This window comes from Caulobacter sp. ErkDOM-C (genome assembly GCF_048541825.1).
Lineage (GTDB): Bacteria > Pseudomonadota > Alphaproteobacteria > Caulobacterales > Caulobacteraceae > Caulobacter.
Map to the genome: position 1 here is coordinate 1,940,296 of NZ_CP183332.1, position 20,077 is coordinate 1,960,372.

The 20,077-nt window shown below is 67.5% G+C and carries 16 protein-coding genes; 6 read left to right on the forward strand and 10 right to left on the reverse strand.

Annotated features, from left to right (window positions below):
• Positions 1-49 precede the first annotated feature (49 nt).
• Positions 50-859, forward strand: a complete 810-nt coding sequence (locus tag ACN2C8_RS09490) for a LytTR family DNA-binding domain-containing protein (RefSeq protein ID WP_419255672.1) — start codon at positions 50-52, stop codon at positions 857-859.
• On the opposite strand, the gene ACN2C8_RS09495 is transcribed toward ACN2C8_RS09490, so the two are convergent.
• From ACN2C8_RS09495 to ACN2C8_RS09525, 7 genes are all read right to left on the reverse strand, one after another.
• Positions 856-1,347, reverse strand: a complete 492-nt coding sequence (locus ACN2C8_RS09495; RefSeq protein WP_419255673.1) for an N-acetyltransferase family protein — start codon at positions 1,345-1,347, stop codon at positions 856-858. The two genes, ACN2C8_RS09490 and ACN2C8_RS09495, sit on opposite strands and share 4 nt — an antisense overlap.
• On the reverse strand, positions 1,344-2,684 hold the full coding sequence (gene astB, locus ACN2C8_RS09500) for an N-succinylarginine dihydrolase (protein WP_419255674.1): 1,341 nt from the start codon (positions 2,682-2,684) through the stop codon (positions 1,344-1,346). Before astB ends, ACN2C8_RS09495 begins: the two co-directional genes overlap by 4 nt.
• Positions 2,681-4,135 carry a succinylglutamate-semialdehyde dehydrogenase gene (gene astD, locus ACN2C8_RS09505; protein ID WP_419255675.1) on the reverse strand — a complete coding sequence of 485 codons (1,455 nt, stop codon included), beginning with the start codon at positions 4,133-4,135 and terminating at the stop codon, positions 2,681-2,683. The genes astB and astD overlap by 4 nt, the downstream gene beginning before the upstream one ends.
• Positions 4,132-5,136: an arginine N-succinyltransferase gene (locus ACN2C8_RS09510; RefSeq protein ID WP_419255676.1), complete on the reverse strand. Its 1,005-nt coding sequence runs from the start codon at positions 5,134-5,136 to the stop codon at positions 4,132-4,134. The genes astD and ACN2C8_RS09510 overlap by 4 nt, the downstream gene beginning before the upstream one ends.
• A complete protein-coding gene (locus ACN2C8_RS09515; RefSeq protein WP_419255854.1) occupies positions 5,136-6,380 on the reverse strand; it encodes a hydrolase in 1,245 nt (414 codons plus the stop codon). The genes ACN2C8_RS09510 and ACN2C8_RS09515 overlap by 1 nt, the downstream gene beginning before the upstream one ends.
• A gap of 101 nt (positions 6,381-6,481) precedes the next feature.
• On the reverse strand, positions 6,482-10,648 hold the full coding sequence (locus ACN2C8_RS09520) for a translocation/assembly module TamB domain-containing protein (RefSeq protein ID WP_419255677.1): 4,167 nt from the start codon (positions 10,646-10,648) through the stop codon (positions 6,482-6,484).
• Positions 10,645-12,429 carry an autotransporter assembly complex protein TamA gene (locus tag ACN2C8_RS09525; RefSeq protein ID WP_419255678.1) on the reverse strand — a complete coding sequence of 595 codons (1,785 nt, stop codon included), beginning with the start codon at positions 12,427-12,429 and terminating at the stop codon, positions 10,645-10,647. Before ACN2C8_RS09525 ends, ACN2C8_RS09520 begins: the two co-directional genes overlap by 4 nt.
• Before the next feature lie 255 nt (positions 12,430-12,684).
• Here ACN2C8_RS09525 and ACN2C8_RS09530 point away from each other — a divergent pair, with 255 nt between their 5' ends.
• From ACN2C8_RS09530 to ACN2C8_RS09540, 3 genes are all read left to right on the forward strand, one after another.
• The gene (locus ACN2C8_RS09530; protein WP_419255679.1) at positions 12,685-14,208 is read left to right on the forward strand and encodes a circularly permuted type 2 ATP-grasp protein; all 1,524 of its coding nucleotides are present in this window, start codon (positions 12,685-12,687) and stop codon (positions 14,206-14,208) included.
• Positions 14,209-14,280: 72 nt separating this feature from the next.
• Positions 14,281-15,222 carry an alpha-E domain-containing protein gene (locus tag ACN2C8_RS09535; protein WP_419255680.1) on the forward strand — a complete coding sequence of 314 codons (942 nt, stop codon included), beginning with the start codon at positions 14,281-14,283 and terminating at the stop codon, positions 15,220-15,222.
• A 72-nt stretch (positions 15,223-15,294) separates the two neighbouring features.
• Entirely contained in the window at positions 15,295-16,281 is a 987-nt protein-coding gene (locus ACN2C8_RS09540) for a transglutaminase family protein (RefSeq protein WP_419255681.1), read from the forward strand.
• Positions 16,282-16,285: 4 nt separating this feature from the next.
• On the opposite strand, the gene ACN2C8_RS09545 is transcribed toward ACN2C8_RS09540, so the two are convergent.
• Genes ACN2C8_RS09545 through cysT form a run of 3 tightly spaced genes read right to left on the reverse strand, consistent with a single transcriptional unit; the run spans position 16,286 to position 19,055 of the window.
• Positions 16,286-17,305 carry a sulfate/molybdate ABC transporter ATP-binding protein gene (locus ACN2C8_RS09545; RefSeq protein WP_419255682.1) on the reverse strand — a complete coding sequence of 340 codons (1,020 nt, stop codon included), beginning with the start codon at positions 17,303-17,305 and terminating at the stop codon, positions 16,286-16,288.
• Positions 17,306-17,322: 17 nt separating this feature from the next.
• The gene (gene cysW, locus ACN2C8_RS09550) at positions 17,323-18,168 is read right to left on the reverse strand and encodes a sulfate ABC transporter permease subunit CysW (protein WP_419255683.1); all 846 of its coding nucleotides are present in this window, start codon (positions 18,166-18,168) and stop codon (positions 17,323-17,325) included.
• Positions 18,168-19,055, reverse strand: coding sequence for a sulfate ABC transporter permease subunit CysT (gene cysT, locus ACN2C8_RS09555; protein ID WP_419255684.1), 888 nt, complete (start codon positions 19,053-19,055; stop codon positions 18,168-18,170). Before cysT ends, cysW begins: the two co-directional genes overlap by 1 nt.
• Positions 19,056-19,296: 241 nt before the next feature.
• Between cysT and ACN2C8_RS09560 the strand changes: the two genes are divergently transcribed.
• Complete coding sequence (locus ACN2C8_RS09560; protein ID WP_419255685.1) at positions 19,297-19,425, forward strand: hypothetical protein; 129 nt, start codon at positions 19,297-19,299, stop codon at positions 19,423-19,425.
• 472 nt (positions 19,426-19,897) lie between these two features.
• A complete protein-coding gene (locus tag ACN2C8_RS09565) occupies positions 19,898-20,077 on the forward strand; it encodes a hypothetical protein (RefSeq protein WP_419255686.1) in 180 nt (59 codons plus the stop codon).

The following is a 20,077-nucleotide window of genomic DNA, read 5'->3' on the forward strand; positions in this document are numbered from 1 at the left end:
TCGGCGGGCCTTACCGGGGACGAGCGGAAAACCGGCCGGGACAAACGGCGTGCTTTTCGGGATGAGCGGCGAAGAGCGACGCGCGATCCTGCGGGCCTGGCTGCTCTGGATCGGCCTCATTGCCACCATCTGCGTCGTCAACGTCCTGACGATCCAGCACGACGATCCCGATCTGGCGCCCTTGTTTCCCGCCCTCTGGGAAGGCAGCAGCGCGCTGATCACCCTGGCGATCTTCGCCATTCCGGCCGCTGTCGCGCTCTGGAGCCATCGCAACCGCCCGCTGTGGTGGCAGGCCGCGCCGGTCCATCTCGTCGCGGTCCTGGCCTATTCGGCCCTGCATGTGGCGGGCTTCGTGGCGCTGCGGAAGCTGGCCTATCTGGTCGTCCTGCAGCAGACCTACGATTTCGGCGACCTCTCCAGCGAGTTCCCCTACGAGTTCCGCAAGGACGTGCTCGCCTACGGCGCCGCCTGGATCATCTTCTTCCTGTCGCTGCGACATGGCCGCCAGCAGGCCTCCGCCCTCGCCTCGCCTGCCTTGGCGACCTTCGACATCCAGGATGGCGCGCGGCTGATGCGGGTGCCCATCGACGACATTCTCGCCGTGCGCTCGGCCGGCAACTATGTGGAATTCGTACTGGTCGACAGCCGTCGACCGCTGATGCGCACCCCGCTAGCCTCGGTCCAGACCGACCTGACCGAGCATGGCTTCGTGCGCAGCCACCGCTCGTGGCTGGTCAACAAGGCCAAGGTCACGGGTCTGCGTCCGGAGGGCTCTGGCGACTACGCGGTCGAGCTGGGTGAGCTGGAAGCCCCGCTCTCGCGCCGCTTCCCCGAAGCCCTGGCCGCCCTGCGCGGCTAGAGAATCATACCCATCAGGATGTCGTCTTCCAGACGACCATCCGGATAGCGCCCGCGCGCGACCTGACGGCCCTCATGCTTGAAACCCAGCCGCTCATAGAGCCGGATCGCGCCGGGATTGCCGGCTCCGGCCGCAAGCTCGATCCGCAGGATCGGCGGGTCCATCACTCGTGCATAAGCGATCAGCGCCTCGAACAGCCGGGAGCCGATACCCAGGCCCTGGCGATTCGGATGGACGGCGACGGTCAGGTTGGACAGCACATGGGCGAACAGCGCCACGGTCTCGCGGCCGGCATGGATCTCACCCCAGATCGCGCCATCGGGGCCAACGGCCACGAAGCTGATCCCGGCGAGGAACCGCTCGACATAGTCCCGCGTGATCTCGTCGGGACGGCGCGCCAGACCATCGGGAACAGCCGCAACGGCGCGGTGCAGGTCGACCAGCGCCATGACGTCGTCAGGCGTCGCCGTCCGGACCTGGAAGCTCACGCGACCCTCTGGAACGGATAGAAATCACCGCCCAGGTCAAGGATGCCCGTCAGCTCGTCCAGCGCCTCGCGCACCTCGGTCAGCAGGGCCGGGTCAGCCAGGTCGACCGACGCCAGGCGGTCGCGATAGCGGCGCTCGACCCAGTCTTGGAGGCGCGCATGCAGGGCCGCGTCGAACCGCTGGGCGGGATTGGTCGCCGCCAGTTCTTGCTCGGTCAGCACCACCCGCAGGCGCAGGCAGGCGGGTCCGCCGCCGTTGCGCATGCTCTGACGGACATCGACATAGTCGACCCTTCCGATCGGGCCGTTCGACGTCGCCAGGCTCTCGGCCACGGCAAAGGCGCGGGGATTATCGCGGGTCTCGGCCGGGGCCAGCAACACCAGGCGAGCCTCGCCGGGGATGACCAGCAGCTGCGAATTGAACAGATAGCTGGCCACCAGGTCAGCCATCGGCAGGTCGGGCTCGGAGACCTCCACGAAGGCCGGCTCGAACAGGCCCTCGGCGGCAGCGCGAACCGAGGCCTCCATGCCGGCGCGATCCTCGAAAGCGCGCTCGTGGAAGAACAGGCACTCACGGGTGCCCACGCAGACGACGTCGTTGTGGAACGCCCCGCCATTGATCGCCGCCTTGCCTTGACGCGGAAAGATCGCCCGCGCAGCGCCGTGGCGACGCTCGACGGCCTCGAAGGCCTCGCGGGTCTGGCGGGCAGGATAGCGACCGTCCCAATGCTCCCAGGCCTCGCGACCCCAGACGAACATGTTGACGCCTGGCGCCCCGTGTTCGGCGCAAAGTCGCACATGATTGGCCGCGCCCTCGTCGGCGAAGTGCGGCTGGGCCGGCAGCGGCTCATGGACCGCGAAACGGGCTTCGTCCGGAAACAGGCGGCGCAGGCTGCGCGTCGTCTGCGGACCTTCCAGGCTGCGATGCAGATTGGTCAGCAGGTTGGCCGGCGTGAAGTGCACCCGGCCATCGGCCGTATCGGCGCTGGGCGTCACCGTCGCGGCATTGGCGGCCCACATCGGCGACGCCGAGCAAACAGCCGAGGCCAGGGCCGGCGCTTCCTTCCAGGCGCGTTCCAGAACTGCGCCATCTGAGCCGGAAAAACCCAGCGACTTCAGTAGGCTTACGTCCGGGCGCTCATGCGGCGGCAGAGCGAACTGCGGCACGCCCAGATCGGCCAGCATGCGCATCTTGCCAAGGCCTTCCAGCGCCGCACCACGCGGGTTGGACACCTCGCCCGCGTTCTTCTGGCTGGCCAGGTTGCCGGGCGACAGGCCGACATAGGAATGGGTCGGCCCGACCAGGCCGTCGCAATTGGCTTCGATCGCTGAACTCATGGTCGCAAGCCCTTGATATCGCCGAGGGTGTCGCGCACAGCATCAGCCTCGAAACTGGCCACCGGATAGGCGCAATAGTCGGCCGCATAATAGGCGCTGGGCCGATGATTGCCCGACGCGCCCAGCCCGCCAAACGGCATGGAGCCCGCCGCCCCGGTCGTCGGCCGGTTCCAGTTGACCACGCCCGCGCGAATACGGTTGAGGAAATGACCCCAAAGCTCTGATTGATTTGAAATAAGACCTGCCGACAAACCGTAACGGGTTGCGTTGGCCGCGGCGATCGCCTCGTCAAAGCTGGCGACCCTCCGGACCTGTAGCAGCGGCGCGAACAGCTCCTCATCGGCCACCTCGACGCCCGTGACATCCACGAAGCCGGGCGATACGAAGGCGTCACTCAAGCCCTCAATCGCACCCAGTGTCCGGATACGCTGGCCGCCCAGCGCCTCGGCGCCGGCCTTGGCGAGCGCAGCGGCGCGGGCCGAGATCAACGGGCCCATGAAGGGCTCGCTGGCGCCGTTCCAGGGACCAGCGGTCAGGCGATCCGACAGGGCCGCCACCGCCTCGATCACGGCCCTGCCCGCCGCGTCATCCGAGACGATCAGGCGACGCGCGCAGGAACAGCGCTGGCCGGTGGTGATGAAGGCCGACTGTACGACCAGGGCCGCAGCGGCCTGCGCGTCGCCGGCGTCCCAGACCACCAGCGGATTATTGCCGCCCAGCTCCAGCGCCAGGATCACATCGGGTCGATCGGCGAAATGGCGCCGGAAGAACGCCCCGGCCTGCGCCGAGCCGGTGAACAGCAGACCGTCGATCTCCTCGGCGATCAGAGCCTGGCCGGTCTCGCGACCACCCTGAACGAGGTTGATCACGCCCGCCGGAACACCCGCTTCCTCAAGGGCCGAGACCAGCAGCTGACCGGCCAGCGGCGTCTCTTCCGAGGGCTTGAACACCACCGTGTCACCCGCAAGCAGGGCCGGCACGATATGGCCGTTGGGCAGGTGTCCGGGAAAGTTGAACGGCCCCAGCACCGCCATCACGCCATGGGCGCGGTGACGCAACACGGCCCGGCCGAATGGCATGGCGTTGTCGAGACCGCCGGTACGCTCGTCATAGGCCTTGATGGACAGATCGACCTTGCCCGCCATCGAACCCAGCTCGGCCTTGGTTTCCCACAGCGCCTTGCCGGTCTCGCGGCTCAGAGCTTCGGCGAAGGCGCCCGTGCGCTCGACCAGGATCTCCTTGTAGCGACGCAGGATGGCGATGCGGTCCTCGCGCGGGCGGTCAGCCCACGACGGAAAGGCGCGCCGCGCGGCCGCCACAGCCATGGCCACATCGGCCTGTGAAGCCGTCGCCTCGCGCCAGATTATCTCGCCCGTAGTGGGATCGATCGAGACCGCTTCAGGCCCGGCGCCCGCGCGCCAGACGCCGTCAATAAACACCCCGCCGCTCATGCCTTCACCCGCACCATGTCACCTTCGGAAAGTTGCAGCGCCTGGGCCGCATCGCGCCCCAGGATCGCCGTTTCGCCGTCGATCAGCACCGGCGCGCGCACGGCCCGGAACTTGCCGATCTCGCCGGTTGAGACCAGCGCCTCCTCGCCATAGGCGTCCTCGCCCAGCTTGAGGCGAAGCCGCCGCGCATCGCGGACGGTCTTGATGTCATCGCGCCGGGCCGCCACGGTGGGACCCGCGTCGAAGATGTCGATCAGGCCCTGATAGCGGAAGCCCTCGGTCTCCAGCATGGCCCGCGCCGCCTCGCCCTCGCGGTGTACGCGGCCCAGCACGTCGCGCGCCTCCTTGGGCAACAGCTCGGCATAGATCGGATGGCGCGGGGCCAGGTCGAGGATGAACTGGCCGTCGGTCGAGGCGCTCATCATGTCGGCCTCGTCGAAACCCAGACGGAAAAATTTGTTGGCCACGTGGTCCCAGAACGGACAGCCGCCGTCCTCGTCGAACCAGCCACGCAGCTCGGCCAGCACCATCTCGGCGAAGCGCTGTGGCTCCAGCCCGATCAGCATGTAGCGCGACTGGGCCAGCAGCCGCCCCGCCCCACCCTTGCGGCGTTCGGGTTTGAGGAACAGCGACCCGACCTCCGACCAGCCGGCGCACTCATTGACCAGCACCAGGGCCCGATGATCGAAACGCTTGCCCAGGGTCGGCGACGACTGGGCCAGAGTCACGACGCGGAACGAGAAGTGCGGACGCTTGAGGCCCACGCCGGCCTTGACCCCGGCCACGCCGATGACATCGCCGGCGTCCAGGTCTTCAAGCATCAGGGTGTACCAGGCCTCGGGCGCGGCGCACTCAGCCTGGAAGCTGCTCTGCGACAGGGCGAGACGCGAACGCAGGGTCTGCTCGTCCTCGGGCAGGCTGGTGAAGCCCCTGCCCGAGAGCACGGCCAGTTCCATCAAGGCGTCAAAGTCGGAGGGACCGGCGGGACGGACGACAAGCATCAATGGGTCTCCATGGCTGCGCGGATCGATCGTCCGTCGATCTCGCCGCTGGCCAGTTTCATCAGGATCAGGGCCGAGAGCTGGGCGCGCTCAACAAAGCTTTCAGGCCAGGCGTGCTCGGCCTCGCTGTGGATGTCGCCGCCACGCACGCCCAGGGTATCGACATTGGGAAGGCCCGAGGCGAACAGGTTGTTGCCCTCGCAGACACCGCCGGAAGGCTTCCAGGCGATCTCCTGACCCAGCAAGGCGCCTGCTTCCTTGACCGCGCCGAACAGGCGCTGCTGGGCGGCGTTGAAGGGCTTGGCGCCGCGGGTGATCAGGCCGTGCAAATGGATGTGCAGGCCCTCGCGCGGCTCATCGACGATGCGGGCGACCTGGGCCTCGAACCATGCGGCCGCCTCGGCATCCGGGAAGCGCACGTTGAACCGGGCGATGGCGACATCGGGCACCATGTTCAGCGGGGCTCCGCCGTCGATGCGGGCCACATTGACGGTGACGCCGTCGCGCTGGCCGTTGAGCCCGTGCAGGGCTTCGGCGATCCGCGCCGCGCCGATCACGGCGTTGCGGCCAGCGCCGAAGTCGCGACCGGCATGGGCCGCCTTGCCATGCACGACGATATGGAAGTTGCCCGATCCCTTGCGCGACGAGGCCAGCGAACCGTCCGCCAGGGCCGGTTCATAGGTCAGGCCCACATGGCCTAGCCGGGCGAAATCGCTGAGGATCGGGCCCGAAGCGATTGAGCCGATCTCCTCATCGGGCGACAGCAGCACACGATAGCCGACCTTGGCGGCGTCGGGGTGGCGTTCGAACGCTTCCAGCGCCGCCAGCATGACACTGATCCCGCCCTTCATGTCGGCGATGCCCGGCCCGTGCAGCGCGCCGTCGGGGCGCGTCGTCACGGTCTGGAAGCCGCTGGTCTCGGGATAGACAGTGTCGTAGTGGCCGGTCAGCACGACCTGCAGTGGCGCCTCGGGGCGCACGACGACGGCTATGGCGGGCGTGTGGTGCTGTTCGCCGACCCGGCCGTCGGGGCCGATCACCTCGGACGCCGCCAGGGGAATCTCGGTCGGCGCGCCCGGCAGCGCCGAGACCGCGTCGAGCAGAACCTGCCTTTGCCGCTCCAGCCCCGCCAGGTGGAGACTGCCGGAGTTTATTGAGCACCAGGCCACCGCCCGGTCGATGATCCGCCCGCCGTCCGAGGCGACCGCCTCCAAAACAGCGCGATCCTCGTCTTTGAGTCGCATGGACATGCCGTTCCTCCCCCAGTCACAATAAACCAAGGGCCGCGGGTAAAACGTGTTTCCTCTGAGGAGGTAACCGGGCGCCCGCGCAACAGCCTTGCCCTCTAGTAGTCCTTTCGCCAGCGAACGGAAAGCTTTGCGTCACCCTGACTGCCCAGACGCGAGACCAGCGAGAGGGTTCGGCGAATCCGCCACTCGACCTGGGCCTCGGGACCTTCGCGCCCGCCGCCGATGATCTCCAGATAAACGTCGTCGGTCACATACTTTCCGCCGGCCACCGTCATGCCCGCTGCGCTCTCGGCAAAGGCCAGGCGATCCAGCCGCGCGAAGCTGCGCAGATTGCCGATCACGTCAAAGCCGCCGCCGCCCGCCAGAGCCGCCAGGGCTGAGGCCAGCTGCGCCGCCTCGATCGGCGAAAGCTGGGCGGCCGATTCGCCGAACAGCACCTGGCTCAGAACTTCGTCACTGGGCAGTTCCGGGGTCGAGGTCAGGGTGATCTCGGGCTTGGCGGCCGTGCCCTGGATCCTGACAATGGCGGTCAGGGAGGAATCCTCGCGACGGGCGCTGAGGTTGAGGCGGATGCGGTCAAGCTGGGTCGACAGGGTGACCACGCCATTGTCGTCGAACTCGAAGCGCTTGCCGGCGAAGTCGTACTCGCCGCGCACCATGCGGGCCACGCCGTCGAGGTTGGGCGAAAACGAGGTGCCGCCCACATGGGCGTCCAGCGACAGCTCGACGTCCAGGCCGCGCCCCCTCACAAACACACGGCGCGGGGCCTTCAGATTGATATCCAGTGCAATGCCGCCGCCAGGGCTGGCGCGACGCGGCTGCGTGCCCTGGTCCAGATCGGTGGGACGATTGCGCTCGATGACGTCCATACTGACCACGCCTGCCGGGGTCTTGCTCTGGGCCGACACGTCGGCGCGGTCGATGGTCAGGTCGCCGCTGAGCTTGACCTTGCCGTCGGCCGACCGGTTGACGGTGGCCTGTCCGGTGGCGGTCGCCGTAGCCAGGTCGTTGTCGATCAGCCGGAAGCCCTTCAGGTCCAGCTTGAAGCTGCTGACGCCGTCGCGGTTTAGGCTGATGCGCCCGCCGCCTGTGAGAGCGCCGGCAAGGCCGTCCTCGGCAGAGGCCTGGCTGACGTCGATGGCGTTGTCGGCCAAGGCCATGCGCAGGGTAATGTTGCGTAGCCGCAGCCCCGTCCGGCCTTCCTCGAAGCCACCGCCATCCAGCGACGCCCGCCCCACCAGACGCGGATCGGCCAAGGTGCCGGCCAGGGTCCCCTCGGCGTCGATCTTGCCCGACAGCGAGCGTTCTGGGCCCAGCAACAGGTCCCACAGCGGCTTGATCTCGCCCTGGGCCTTGAAGGTTCCCGTGACCGGCCGGCGACGGTCGATCGCGAGATGCAGCGGCCGGGCCGAAGCTTCGGCCGGCAGGGTCAGTCGGGCTTCCGACTTCAGACCCTGACGGTTTGCGCCCTCGGCGACGAGGGTCAGGGTCTGGTCCTTCAGGTCGCCCTGGATCTTGGCGTCCAGCGACTGCTCGATCTTGGAGCCACGCTCGCGCGCACCTGTCAGCCTGGCCGCGAAATCGCCCAGCAGGGTCTCGCCCTGGCCACGCAGGTTGACGGTTCCGTCAATGTCGCCGGCCAGGTCGGGATCGAAGGCGGTCAGGCTGACACCCGCCAGGCGCGCCTTGAGGCTGGCGGTCTCGCCGCCCAGGTCGGCGTCCACGTCGGCCTGGCCATCACCGATCAGCAACCGCAGTCGTGTGACGGACGAGGCCCCGCCAAACCGGACCAGGGCCGCCTCGCGGGTCTTGACGTCGGTGCGGCCCATGCGACCGGCGGCGTCCAGCGACAGGGCGTAGTCCTCGCCGGACTGGGCCAGGGCGCCAGATCCCGCCACGCGCCACCGGCCGCCGGGCGCCAGGCCCTGCGCGTCGAGAGTCAGGGGCAGGTTGGCCATGGGACCATCGGCCTTGAGGCGGGCCGAGCGCACCGTCCAGCCGCCGCTTGAGATGTCCTCGGCGGTCAGGTCCAGGGTCGCGCGAGCGCCGCCTGGAGCATCAACGATCTTCGCCGAGCCCGACACCCGGCCCTGCGGCAGGAAGGCCCCCGGGCCGATGGCCACGGCCAGATCCGCCGAAGCCGGACGGCGACCGCGCAGGGAGACAGAGCCGCTGGCCTTGGCGCCGCCGGCGTCGAGATCCACGTCGCTGAGATCAAGCCCGCCTGTCGCGAAGCGGAAGGCCGCCCCTGCCTTGGCTGGGCCATAGCTGCTTTGCCCGGTCAGTCGCGCCACGCCATCCGCGCCGCCGGCCGTGCGGGCGAAGGTCAGCACCAGATGCGCATTGGTCAGGGGCAGCTTTGGCAAATCTATGGAGTCGAAATCGGCCGTCAGGTCAGCCTTGGGCGCCGACAGGGTTCCGGTCACCGCACCGTCGCCCTTGGCCTTGCCCGTCACCTCGATCGGGCCTGCCCGGAAGGGTCCGGTGGCGGTCCAGTCAAGCTTGAAGCCCAGGCCACCGTCGCGCTGCAGGGCGCCGGAGGTGCGAACCTCGGCCGCCGAGCCCTCAAGCCTGGCGTCGGCGACGGAAAGCACGCCGTCGCTCCAGGCGCCCTTGCCGCTCAGGCGCGGGGCCTTGCCCAGCAGCCGGTCCAGCTCGGCCAGACCGACCGCGAAGTCCTGGCCCTTGGCGTCGACCGTGAAACCCCAGGGCTTGCCGTTGGTGCTACCGGCAGACCATTTCGCAACCAGCGTGCCGCGCGCGCCCGCGCGGATCGGCGCCAGGCTGGCGACCCGCGCCTCGCCCTTGAAGTTCAGCCCGCCCAGGATGCCGCGATCACCCTCGCCGGTGACCACCAGATTGGGGCCGGTAACCGTCGCCGAGCGGATCAGAAACCGCCCGTCCTTGAGACGCGCGCCTTCGAACGTAGCTTTAGGGCTGGCGCCCAGCACGGCCAATACGCCGCTTCCGCCGCCGCCCTGCGCCGCAGCCTGTGCCTTGATCGTCAGTTCGCCCTTCGACCACCGCACCATGGCCGGGCCCTTCGCCCGCGCCAACCGGTAGCCCAACAGCGAAAGATTGGAGACGTCGACGTCGCCCTCGACCGAAAAGCCGCCCGGCTCCAGCCGGAAACGGCCCTCGACCAGACCCGTCCCCATTTCCGGGATCGACACGATCTTCTTCAGCGAACCGATGCGCGCGGTGAACGGCAGGCCGTCCGGACCGGTTTGCCTCTTGCCGATATCGGCCAGTCCCCGGGAGTCGAGCACCAGGTTCTCGGCGCGAATATGGGTGGTCAGGTCATAGAGGCCGCCGGTCGCCTTGCGCCCGTCGACGGTGAACGCCGCCTCGGGGCCAAACATGGTCTCCAGCCGACGCGTCAGGCTGGAGGCGCCCAGATCGATACGCCCCCGCGCCGAACCGCCCTGCGGCGTCCATGATCCCGTCGCGTCCAGCGGCGTGTCTTTGCCGGTTTTCGCCGTCACGCTGAACGCGCCCTTGTTCATCGCCCCGTCGGCCCTGGCCTTCAGGTCGAAGGGACGGTCGACGGGCAGGCCGAGGGCGCCGGCGATGGCGCCGCCATTGGCCTCCACAGCGTCGGCGTTCAGGCGGAGCGTGCCGTTGCGGCCCAGATCAAAGTCCAGCGTCAGGTGATCGCCGCGGTGCAGACGGCTGGCCACGCCGATGCGGCCCTTATTGCCGCCCTGTCGCGCCATCTCATAGGCGCCGACCACATCGAAGTCGCCCGCCTGGCGGCTGAACTCGGGCCTGGTGATCAGCCGCAGGGCGAAGGCGTCCAGATCCACCGAAACCGGCGCGGCCCCCGATTTACCCTTGGGCGTCAGGGTCGGGCGGCGCAGCAGGATGACATCGCGCGCGTCGATGCGTTCGGCGTGGAAGCGGCGGCCAAACAGCTCGGCGGGTCGCCAGGCCACCCGGACGTCATGAGCCTCGAGCCAGACGCCCTTTTCGTCGACGATGGTCAGGCGGCGGACCGCGAAATCCTTCCAGATATCGCCCGACAGGCCCTCGATCTTCAGCCGGCCGATGCGACCCAGCTTCAAGCCGCTGGCCCGGGCCTCCAGAAACATACGGCCCTGGGGCGTGATCGGTCCGTAGCGCAGGCCGCCGAAGAACACCGCCACGATCACCACCGCCACGATCGACACGATCATCAGCCAGCCGGGGCCCCCGACCTTTTTGGCGACCTCGACGACGCTCTCGACCGCCTCTTCGATGGGATGTTCAGGCGCGTCGGTCAAAAGCTTTGCCCGATGCTGAGATAGATCTGGAAGGCCGGGTCGCCGGCGCGCTTGCCCAGCGGGATGGCGATATCAGCGCGGATCGGGCCAAAGCCCAAGTCGTAGCGGACGCCGATGCCGGCGCCGAAGCGGAAGTCCTCGGTATCGGGCTTGCGCTCCGGACCGATGGCGCCTGCGTCGACGAAGGCGACGCCACCCCAACGCTGGGTGAAACGGTGACGCACCTCGAACGAGGTCTCGACCAGCGACACGCCGCCCTGCGGGGTGTTGTCGGCCAGGCGCGGCCCGATGGCCTGATAGGCATAGCCACGCACCGACCCGCCGCCGCCCGAGAACATGCGCCGTGAGGCCGGGATTTCCGAAACCAGGGCCCCAAAGATCGCCCCGACCTTGACGCGGGCGGCCAAGACCGTGCCGGCCCGCTCTCCGAACGGCAGATAGGCCGAGCCCTGAACCTGGGCGCGCAGATAGGCCAGGGTGGTGTCGCCAAAGCTGGTGGTCGGCTCAGCCCGCGCCTCGAAGCGCCAGCCCCGCGTCGGGTCCAGGATGTCATCCGACTGATCCCACGCCATCGCACCCAAGGTGGTCAGGGTGGCCAGGTTGAGGGTTGTCTTGACCGAGCCGGCGCTGGTGGATTCCAGCTGCTCGGACTGCGAAAGGTCCAGAGCCACGCCATAGGTGCGATAAGAGGTGGTCTTGCGGCGCTGGGTCAGGTCGGCGCTGATCGTCGCGCCGGTTTCGTCATAGGCGTCGGTGGTTTCGCGGAACACGGCGCCGTTCAGCTTGAGGGTCTGCTGGGGCTTGCGCCAGTGCGGCAGGGCCACCTCGCCCTCCAGCCGCTGCTCCAGCTTGGCCAGGCGGGCGGTATAGGTGGTGGTGTCGGCCCGATGCAGACGGTTGTAGCGGATCAGACGCGCATCAACGCCCGGACCTTCACTGGTCGAATAGCCCGCGCCCAGCTCGATCGTGCGTTCCAGCCGATCGATCAGGTTCACGACCACCGGCCGGCGGCCATCGGGGAGACTTTTGTCACGCGGCGCGATCGAGACCGATACCGAATCATAGACGGCCGTGTCCCGGAGCCGACGCTCCAGCTCTGCGATATCCTCGGGATCGTAGACGTCACCGCCCTTCCACGGCGTCAGATGGGCGACCCAGGCCGGGTTGCTGCGTCCCGTGGTGATCAGCTCGACGCCGTCCAGGCGGGTCAGGTCCCCGGCGGCAATAGTGAAGGTGGGGCGCACCGTATGGTCGGCATGGTCGACGACGACCTCGCGCGGTTCAGCGGCGACATCGGCATAGCCCAGTTGCTGGACCTGAGCGATCACCCGGCCCTCGGCGCCCAGAATGTCGGCGGCGCGGCCCGGCTCGCCGGGTGTGAGGCTCATGGCCGAGACGGCTCTCTGGCTCACGCCCTCGTCGGGTGGCGAACCGCGCCAGACGATGGTCGGATCGGCCAGCACGAACACCGGCCCTGGCAAGACCTTGACGACGCCACGTGGCGGATCGTCTTCGCTGATGTCGGGTTCGACGGCATAGGCGTAATAGCCCTCGGCGCGGAGCACCGCGACCACGTCGTCGCCGGCGTCACGGGCGCGGCGGCGGGCTTCGGCGCGGCTTTGGGGCGCGGTCTTGGATATCGAGAGCACGCGCATGATCGCGTCGCGCAGAGCCTTGTCTTCCACCCCGGTGATCGTCGCCGAAGGCTCATCCGCCCACGCGCCGCCCGCGGCCAGCAAAGCCGCTGTCGCGATCCCGAGGGCCAATCGTCTACGCACCAAGCCGTGTATCCCCGCGCGGAGCGCCCCCGCTCCCCTGTAGTCGCCGGTCTCGCCGCTGTCACGGCCGGAAATGCAGGGGACGGAAGACGGCGAGCGCTTCCCTCGATGCTGAAAAGGCGCCCAAATGACAGGCAGTCGTGCGCATTGACGCGGCGGCGGCGAAAATCGCCGACTTCAGACGCCGCGACGTTCTAGGGTTAGTGGCGGCGCGTCTGACTCGACGGAGCCCAAGGCAAAACAAGCGTGGACGAAGGCGTGGCTGCGAAAATTCAAGATCTGGATGCACCGACCCTTCCCCTGACGGAGGCGGCCTACCTGCCCGGTGTCGCCTACGACGAGATGTTCGCGCCCGGTGGCGCGGTGCGCTCGCATTACGATCCCCTGCATGCCCGCATGTCGACCCTGGGCGGGGCCGAGCTGGCAGGGCGCCAGCAGACCCTGGAGCGGTCGTTCCTGCTGCAGGGCATCACCTTCACGGTCTATGGCGGCGGCGAGGACACCACCGAACGGATCATTCCGACCGACCTCTTTCCTCGTATTATCCCCGCCCAGGAATGGGCCAAGATCGAAGCCGGCCTGACCCAGCGCCTGCTGGCCCTGAACCTGTTCCTGGCCGACATCTATGGCGATCAGCAGATCCTGATGGACGGAGTGGTGCCGCGCGAACTGGTGCTGGGCGCCCCGTCCTATCGCCGCGAGATGCAGCACATCTATGTGCCGCACAAATCCTACGCCAATGTCTGCGGCAGCGACCTGATCCGCTGCCAGGACGGGCAGTTCGCGGTGTTGGAAGACAATCTGCGGGTACCCTCGGGCGTCTCCTACATGCTGGCCAACCGCGACGCCGCCAAGCGCACCTTTCCGGGCACCTATCGCGCCGCCGGCGTACGGCCGGTCGAGCGCTATCCCGACCTGCTGCTGGCCACACTGAAGAGCATGAGCCCCGAGTGGCGGCCCAACCCGCAGGTCGTGGTGCTGACGCCTGGCGTCTACAACTCGGCCTATTACGAGCACGCCTATCTGGCGCGCCTCATGGGTGTGCCCCTGGTCGAGGGCCGCGATCTCGTGGTCCACGACAACATGGTCTACATGCGCACGACCACGGGCATCCGTCGGGTGGACGTGATCTATCGCCGGGTGGACGACGACTTCATCGATCCCCTCACCTTCCGGCGCAACTCCTCGCTGGGCGCGGCGGGCCTGTTCAACGCCTATCGGGCCGGCAATGTGGTGATCTGCAACGCGCCGGGAACCGGGGTGGCCGACGACAAGGCCGTCTATGCCTATGTGCCCGCGATCATCCGCTACTATCTGGGCGAAGACGCCATCCTGCCCAATATCGAGACCTTCCTGTGCCGCGAGCCGGTGCAGCTGGGCTATGTGCTGGCCAATCTGGACAAGCTGGTGGTCAAGGCCGTCGGCGCATCGGGCGGCTACGGCATGCTGGTGGGCCCGCACGCCACCCAGAAGGAACGCGACGACTTCGCCATCGCCATCAAGGCCGATCCCGAGAACTATATCGCCCAGCCGACCATCCAGCTGTCGACCGCGCCCTGCCTGGTGGATGGCCGGATCGAGCCCCGCCACGTCGACCTGCGCCCCTTCATCCTGTCGGGCGAGAAGACCATCGTTACGCCAGGCGCCCTCACCCGCGTGGCCCTGAAGCGCGGCTCGCTGGTGGTCAATTCCAGCCAGGGCGGCGGATCCAAGGACACCTGGGTGCTGGCAGATGAGGGGCCGGCCAATGGCTCCAATGGCAATGGGAGCACACGCCCATGATGCTCGCTCAGTCCCGCAAGAAGGGGTCGCTCGCGTGATGCTCGCTCAGTCCCGCAACAAGGGGTCGCTCGCATGATGCTCGCTCGGGTGGCCGACAGCCTCTACTGGCTGGGCCGATACATTGAACGCGCCGAACACCTGTCGCGGCTGTCCAGCGTGATGCTGAACGCCACGCTCGACCAGACCGACGCCGGCGTCCAGGCAGTCTGGATCGCCCTGTCGGCGGTCGGTGAGCCGGAAATGAGCAGCGCCGTTGGGTCGTTCGAGGCTGCAGAGGCCCTGGTGCTAGATCGCTCCGACCCCAATTCGGTGGTCTCGTCCCTGGCCCGCGCCCGCGAAAACGCCCGCCAGGTGCGCGACCAGATCACCACCGAGACCTGGGAGCGGCTGAACCTGCTCTATCTCAAGGTCACCGACGTCAACGCCAAGCGTGATTTCGCCGACGCCTCGACCACTTTCCTGCATGACGTGATCGCCGACCTGCACCTGTTCAAGGGTGCGGCAGACACCACCATGAGCCACGGCGAGAGCTGGCGCTTCATGATGCTAGGCATGTATCTGGAGCGCGCCCAGCTGGTTTCGCGCTTGCTGGAGGTGTGCTTCGCCGAAACGCCCGGCCGGCAGATCAACGACCACATCGCCCTGGTCAGCCTGCTGCGCATGGCCTGCGCCCTGGAGCCCTATCTGCGGGTCTATACGGCCGAGATCGAGCCCCGGCACATCCTGGAGTTTCTGGTCTTCGACGAGGACTTCCCGCGCTCGATCCGCTTCGCCACCTCCCAGATCGAGGCCAATCTCAGCGTGCTGGCCCGCCGGGCCGGGGGCGAAGGGGCCGGGCCTGAACGCATCGCCGGACGCCTGAAAGCCCGCCTGCAGTTCGCCGACATCAATGAACTGGAAAACCAGGGGGCCGGCGCGCTGCTCACCACCGTCGTCAACGAGTGCGCACGCATCCACGAAGCGATCTATGAGACCTTCGTGGCCTATCCGCTCGAAATGCGTCTTCCGGCTTAGGACCGCGAGCGTGACAGCCGAAAGTGTCAGCGGTTTCGGCGCCCGTCACGCGACCAAGTAAGGACTCTCCCAGTGCTCCTCGAAATCCGTCACGTCACCCAGTACCACTACGAGCGGCCGGTTCGCGAAAGCCTGATGGAGCTGTGGATGCAGCCCCAGAAGACCGCCCGCCAGCGGCTGATCAGTTTCGAGCTGGAGATCAATCCGGCGGCCCAGGTGTTTTCCTATGCCGACAGCTTCGGCAACGCCGTCTATCACTTCGATGTACCCCACCCGCACGACAAGCTGACCATCGTCGCCCGCTCGGCGGTCGAGACCGAGTCGCCCGGCGAGCGCCCTGACGCCCTGGACATGGGTGAATGGGACCGGCTGCGCAGCGAGTTCGTGCGCGGTGAGTGTTTCGACTTCCTGCGGATGCACGGCTTCGTCGAGACCACTGAGGCGCTGGACGCCTTCGTCAACGAGCACAGCCTGGACGACCTGCGCCGCAAGGATCCTCTGACGGCGATGCGGATGCTGTCGGCGACCATCTATCAGGCGTTCGAGTACCAGCCGGGCGTCACCGACGCCGACAGCCCTATCGATCTGGCCCTGAGCGCCGGGCGCGGGGTCTGCCAGGACTTCGCCCACATCATGCTGGCCATCTGCCGGTCGTGGAACATCCCGGCGCGTTATGTGTCGGGCTATCTGTTCACCGACCGCGACGCGGGTGACCGCTCTGATCCGGACGCCACCCACGCCTGGGTCGAGGTGTTCCTGCCCAGCCTGCGCTGGGTGGGCTTTGACCCGACCAACAACATGATGACCGGCGAGCGCCACGTGGCCGTGGCCGTGGGCCGCGACTATGCCGACGTCACGCCCTCGCGCGGCGTCTACAAGGGCGATTCAGACAGCGAGTTGGCGGTGGGCGTCTCGGTGCGGCGGGCCCGCGCGGCCGTGGCCGAGCCAGAGTTCCTGCGTATGGCGCGACCCAACTTCGCGGGCGGACGCCGTCGCCCGGACAACGCCGCCGCACTCCGCCACGATGTGCACCAGCAGCAACAACAACAGCAGCAATAGCGGCCTAGGCCGGGAAGACGTGCGCCTTGCGGGCCGACAGCTTCACCGCGCCGGTGAACTGATCGGCCTGGTCGCGTGACACCGTCACCTCGATCCGGCGACCGTCCGTGGTCAATCCATCGATTGTCGCCAAAGCGCCCTGGACATGAACGCGGTTGACCTGGACGGCGAAGCCCGCCTCGTCCAGCACCATATCATGGGGTCGCACGAAGCCGACAGCCTTGCCGTCGGCCAGGCCTGTCGCTGGGAGGAAGATCGACCCCGCGCTGAACCGTCCCTTCGAGATTTCGCCCTCGAACCGGTTGGCCTCACCTACGAAGCCGCAGACGAACGGCGAAACCGGTTCGTCATGCACCTGGGCCGGCGTGCCGACCTGCTCGATGACGCCGTGGTTCAGGATGGCCACCCGGTCGGCCAGATCGAGGGCCTCTTCCTGGTCGTGGGTGACGAAGATGGTGGTGACGCCCGTAGCGTCATGCACCCGGCGCAGTTCCTTGCGCAGCGACTTGCGGACCGTGGCGTCGAGGGCCCCGAACGGCTCGTCCAGCAGCAGGACGCTGGGCTGGACGGCCAGGGCCCGTGACAGGGCCACGCGCTGACGCTGCCCCCCCGATAGCTGCGAGGGATAGCGACCGCCCAGACCGTCCAGCTCGACCAGGCGCAACAGATCGTCGACGCGCTTGGTGATCTCGGCCCTGGACGGCTTGTCCTTGCCCTTGCGCACGTCGAGGCCGAACGCGATGTTCTTGGCCACGGTCATGTGTTTGAACAGCGCATATTGCTGGAACACGAAGCCCACCCGGCGTGCGGCGGCCGAGGCGAAGGTGACGTCCTGGTCGTGGAACAGCACCTGGCCGGCGTCGGGGAATTCCAGGCCAGCGATCACCCGCAGAAGCGTGGTCTTGCCCGAGCCCGAAGGGCCGAGCAGAGCCAGCAGCTCGCCGTCGGCGATCTCGAGCCCGACCTTGTCCAGCGCCGGGTAGCGACCGAACTTCTTTTCGACGGAACGGATGGAGATGGTCATGAGGTCTGGCGTTCCGATCAGTGGCCGCTGCGCCGGCGCGAGCCGGGCTGGGCGACTTCAAGCGCGGTCTTGAGGACGAGGGTCACGATCGCCAGCAGACACAGCAGGGCGGCGACGGCGAAGGCCCCGACGAAGTCATACTCGTTGTAGAGGATCTCGACGTGCAGCGGCATGGTGTTGGTCAGGCCCCGGATGTGGCCGCTGACCACCGACACGGCGCCGAACTCGCCCATGGCGCGGGCGTTGCACAGCAACACGCCGTACAGCAGGCCCCAGCGCACGTTCGGCGCGGTCACCCGCCAGAAGGTGTAGAGGCCGGAGGCCCCCATCGAGACGGCCGCCTCCTCTTCGCTGGTCCCCTGCTCCTGCATAAGCGGGATCAGTTCGCGGGCGATGAAGGGGAAGGTCACGAAGATGGTCGCCAGCACGATGCCGGGCACGGCGAAGATGATCTTGATGTCGTTGTCGACCAGATGGTCGCCAAACCAGCCCTGCAGGCCAAAGACCAGAACATAGATCAGGCCCGCGACGACCGGCGACACCGAGAACGGCAGGTCGATCAGGGTGATCAGCAGGCTCTTGCCCGGAAACTCGTGCTTGGCCACGGCCCAGGCGGCGCACAGGCCAAACACCATATTGAACGGCACGGTGATCGCGGCGGTCAGCAGGGTCAGCTTGACGGCGGCGATGGCGTCGGGATTGGCGATGGCGTCCAGCGCCGGCTGCAGGCCCTTGCGCAGGGCCTCGGCGAACACGGCGGCCAGCGGCAGGATCAGGACAAGACCCAGGAACGCCAGGACCAGGGTGATGATCAGGACCTTGGCCCAAGTCGGATCTTCGGTGGAGAGACGCGGAGCGGCCATCAGGAGAACCGTCTCGCCCAGGCCTGCACGGCGTTGATGACCAGCAGCATCAGGAACGACACGCCCAGCATCACCAGGGCGATGGCGGCGGCGTTGGCATACTCGAACTGCTCCAGCTGGATGATGATCAGCAGCGGGGCGATCTCGGACTTGTAGGGCATGTTGCCGGCGATGAAGATCACCGAGCCGTACTCCCCGATCCCTCGGGCGAAGGCCAGGGCGAAGCCGGTCAACCAGGACGGACCCAGGGCCGGAAGAATGATGCGCAGGATGGTGGCGATCCGGCCGGCGCCGAGGCTGGCGGCGGCCTCCTCCACGTCGTCCGAGAGGTCGCGCATCACCGGCTCGATCGTGCGGACCACGAACGGCAGGCCGATGAAGATCAGCGCGATGGTCACGCCGATCGGGTTGTAGGCCGCCTTGATCCCCAGAGGTGTCAGATAGGCGCCGATCCAGCCATTGGGCGAATACAGCGTAGCCAAGGCGATACCGGCCACGGCCGTGGGCAGGGCGAATGGCAGGTCGACCAGGGCGTTGACCAGGGCCTTGCCCGGAAATTCGTAGCGCACCAGCGCCCAGGCGGTCAGCACGCCGAACACGCCGTTGACGGCGGCGGCGACCAAGGCGGCGCCGAAGGTCAGGCGATAGGCCGCAAGGGCCCGCTCGGAGAATGCCGCAGCGACGAACTGGGCGGGCGACAACTCGGCGGCTTTCAGCGCCACGGCCGACAACGGGATCAGGACGATCAGCGACAGGACCGTCAGGGTCACGCCCAAGGTCAGGGTGAAGCCCGGGATGGCCGAGCGACGTCGAAACAGTGGTCTTCGGGCGGCAGGGGCGCCCCCCGGATGTCTTGGGCGGATCGCGGCGGCGGTCTCGGCGGTCATCGTCTGATCGTCGTCCTGTTCCGGCGAAGTCCGGTGTGAAACGCACCTCGCCCACAGAGAGGTCCACGGGCCGAGAAGCTAGGCTGCTTTAATCCCCACCGCGTTGGTGGGGTCAATGGAGAATTCTCCACCGACGACCTCAGAAAAACTTACCATGCAAATCAGCCGTTCGGTGGTTGAACTTGGTTGCCGCTGCATCACGACCACGAGCGCGAGATACGAACTTGGGGGAGTTCAAAAGATGCCGAAGCTAGCCATCGCGATCATCCTGATCCTGGCGGCCCTGTTCGCATGGCCCTTTGTCGAACCCGCCCTCGAGCGTCAGCGACGCAGCCGTGCGGCCAAGCGTCGACGCGAGCAACAGGACTAGCCTCACGTCCAGACACAGTCGGGCAAAACGGTTGGTTCACTCTGGGGTTTGTGAGGTCGGAAACGATCCGCGAGGAACCCTGCCCACGATCAAGACGCCTGGTTCCTGGCGAAGACGCCAAACCCGCGATCAGGGGGTTAGATTGGTAGGCCGGGTGGGGAGACAGAAAGTAAGCTCTTTCAATGGGATGTACGGTAAACCCCTGCCAGGAGCGCGTTAACGGATTCAATGGGTTAGGTCTGGCGTGTAAACCCATCAGGCTGGGCGGGCCGCCCTCCAATCATCTGAATCGCTCAGGGCTTGCGGGAGGCTTACTGGTCAACCTGCTCCTGATCGCCTTGACCGGTCACGAGACGCTGTTGAGCTTCTCGCTGATGAAGGCGGGCATGATATTCTGCCTTGGCCTGACCATGTCCAACTTCGGTGCCCTCGGCATGGTGCCCCGGGCCCGCTGACCGGCACGGGGGCATCGGTGCAGGGCTTCATCGCCACCCTCGGCGGGGCCCTGTTCGGCTTCTGGATCGGCCAGCTGTTCGACGGCACGGTGGTGCCCCTGACTTTGGGCTTCAAGGGCTTTGGCGCAGCAGGCCTGATCGCGGTGCTGGTCACCGAGAGGGGCCGGCTTTTCCAAGCCGGGTCTGCAGGAGACTAA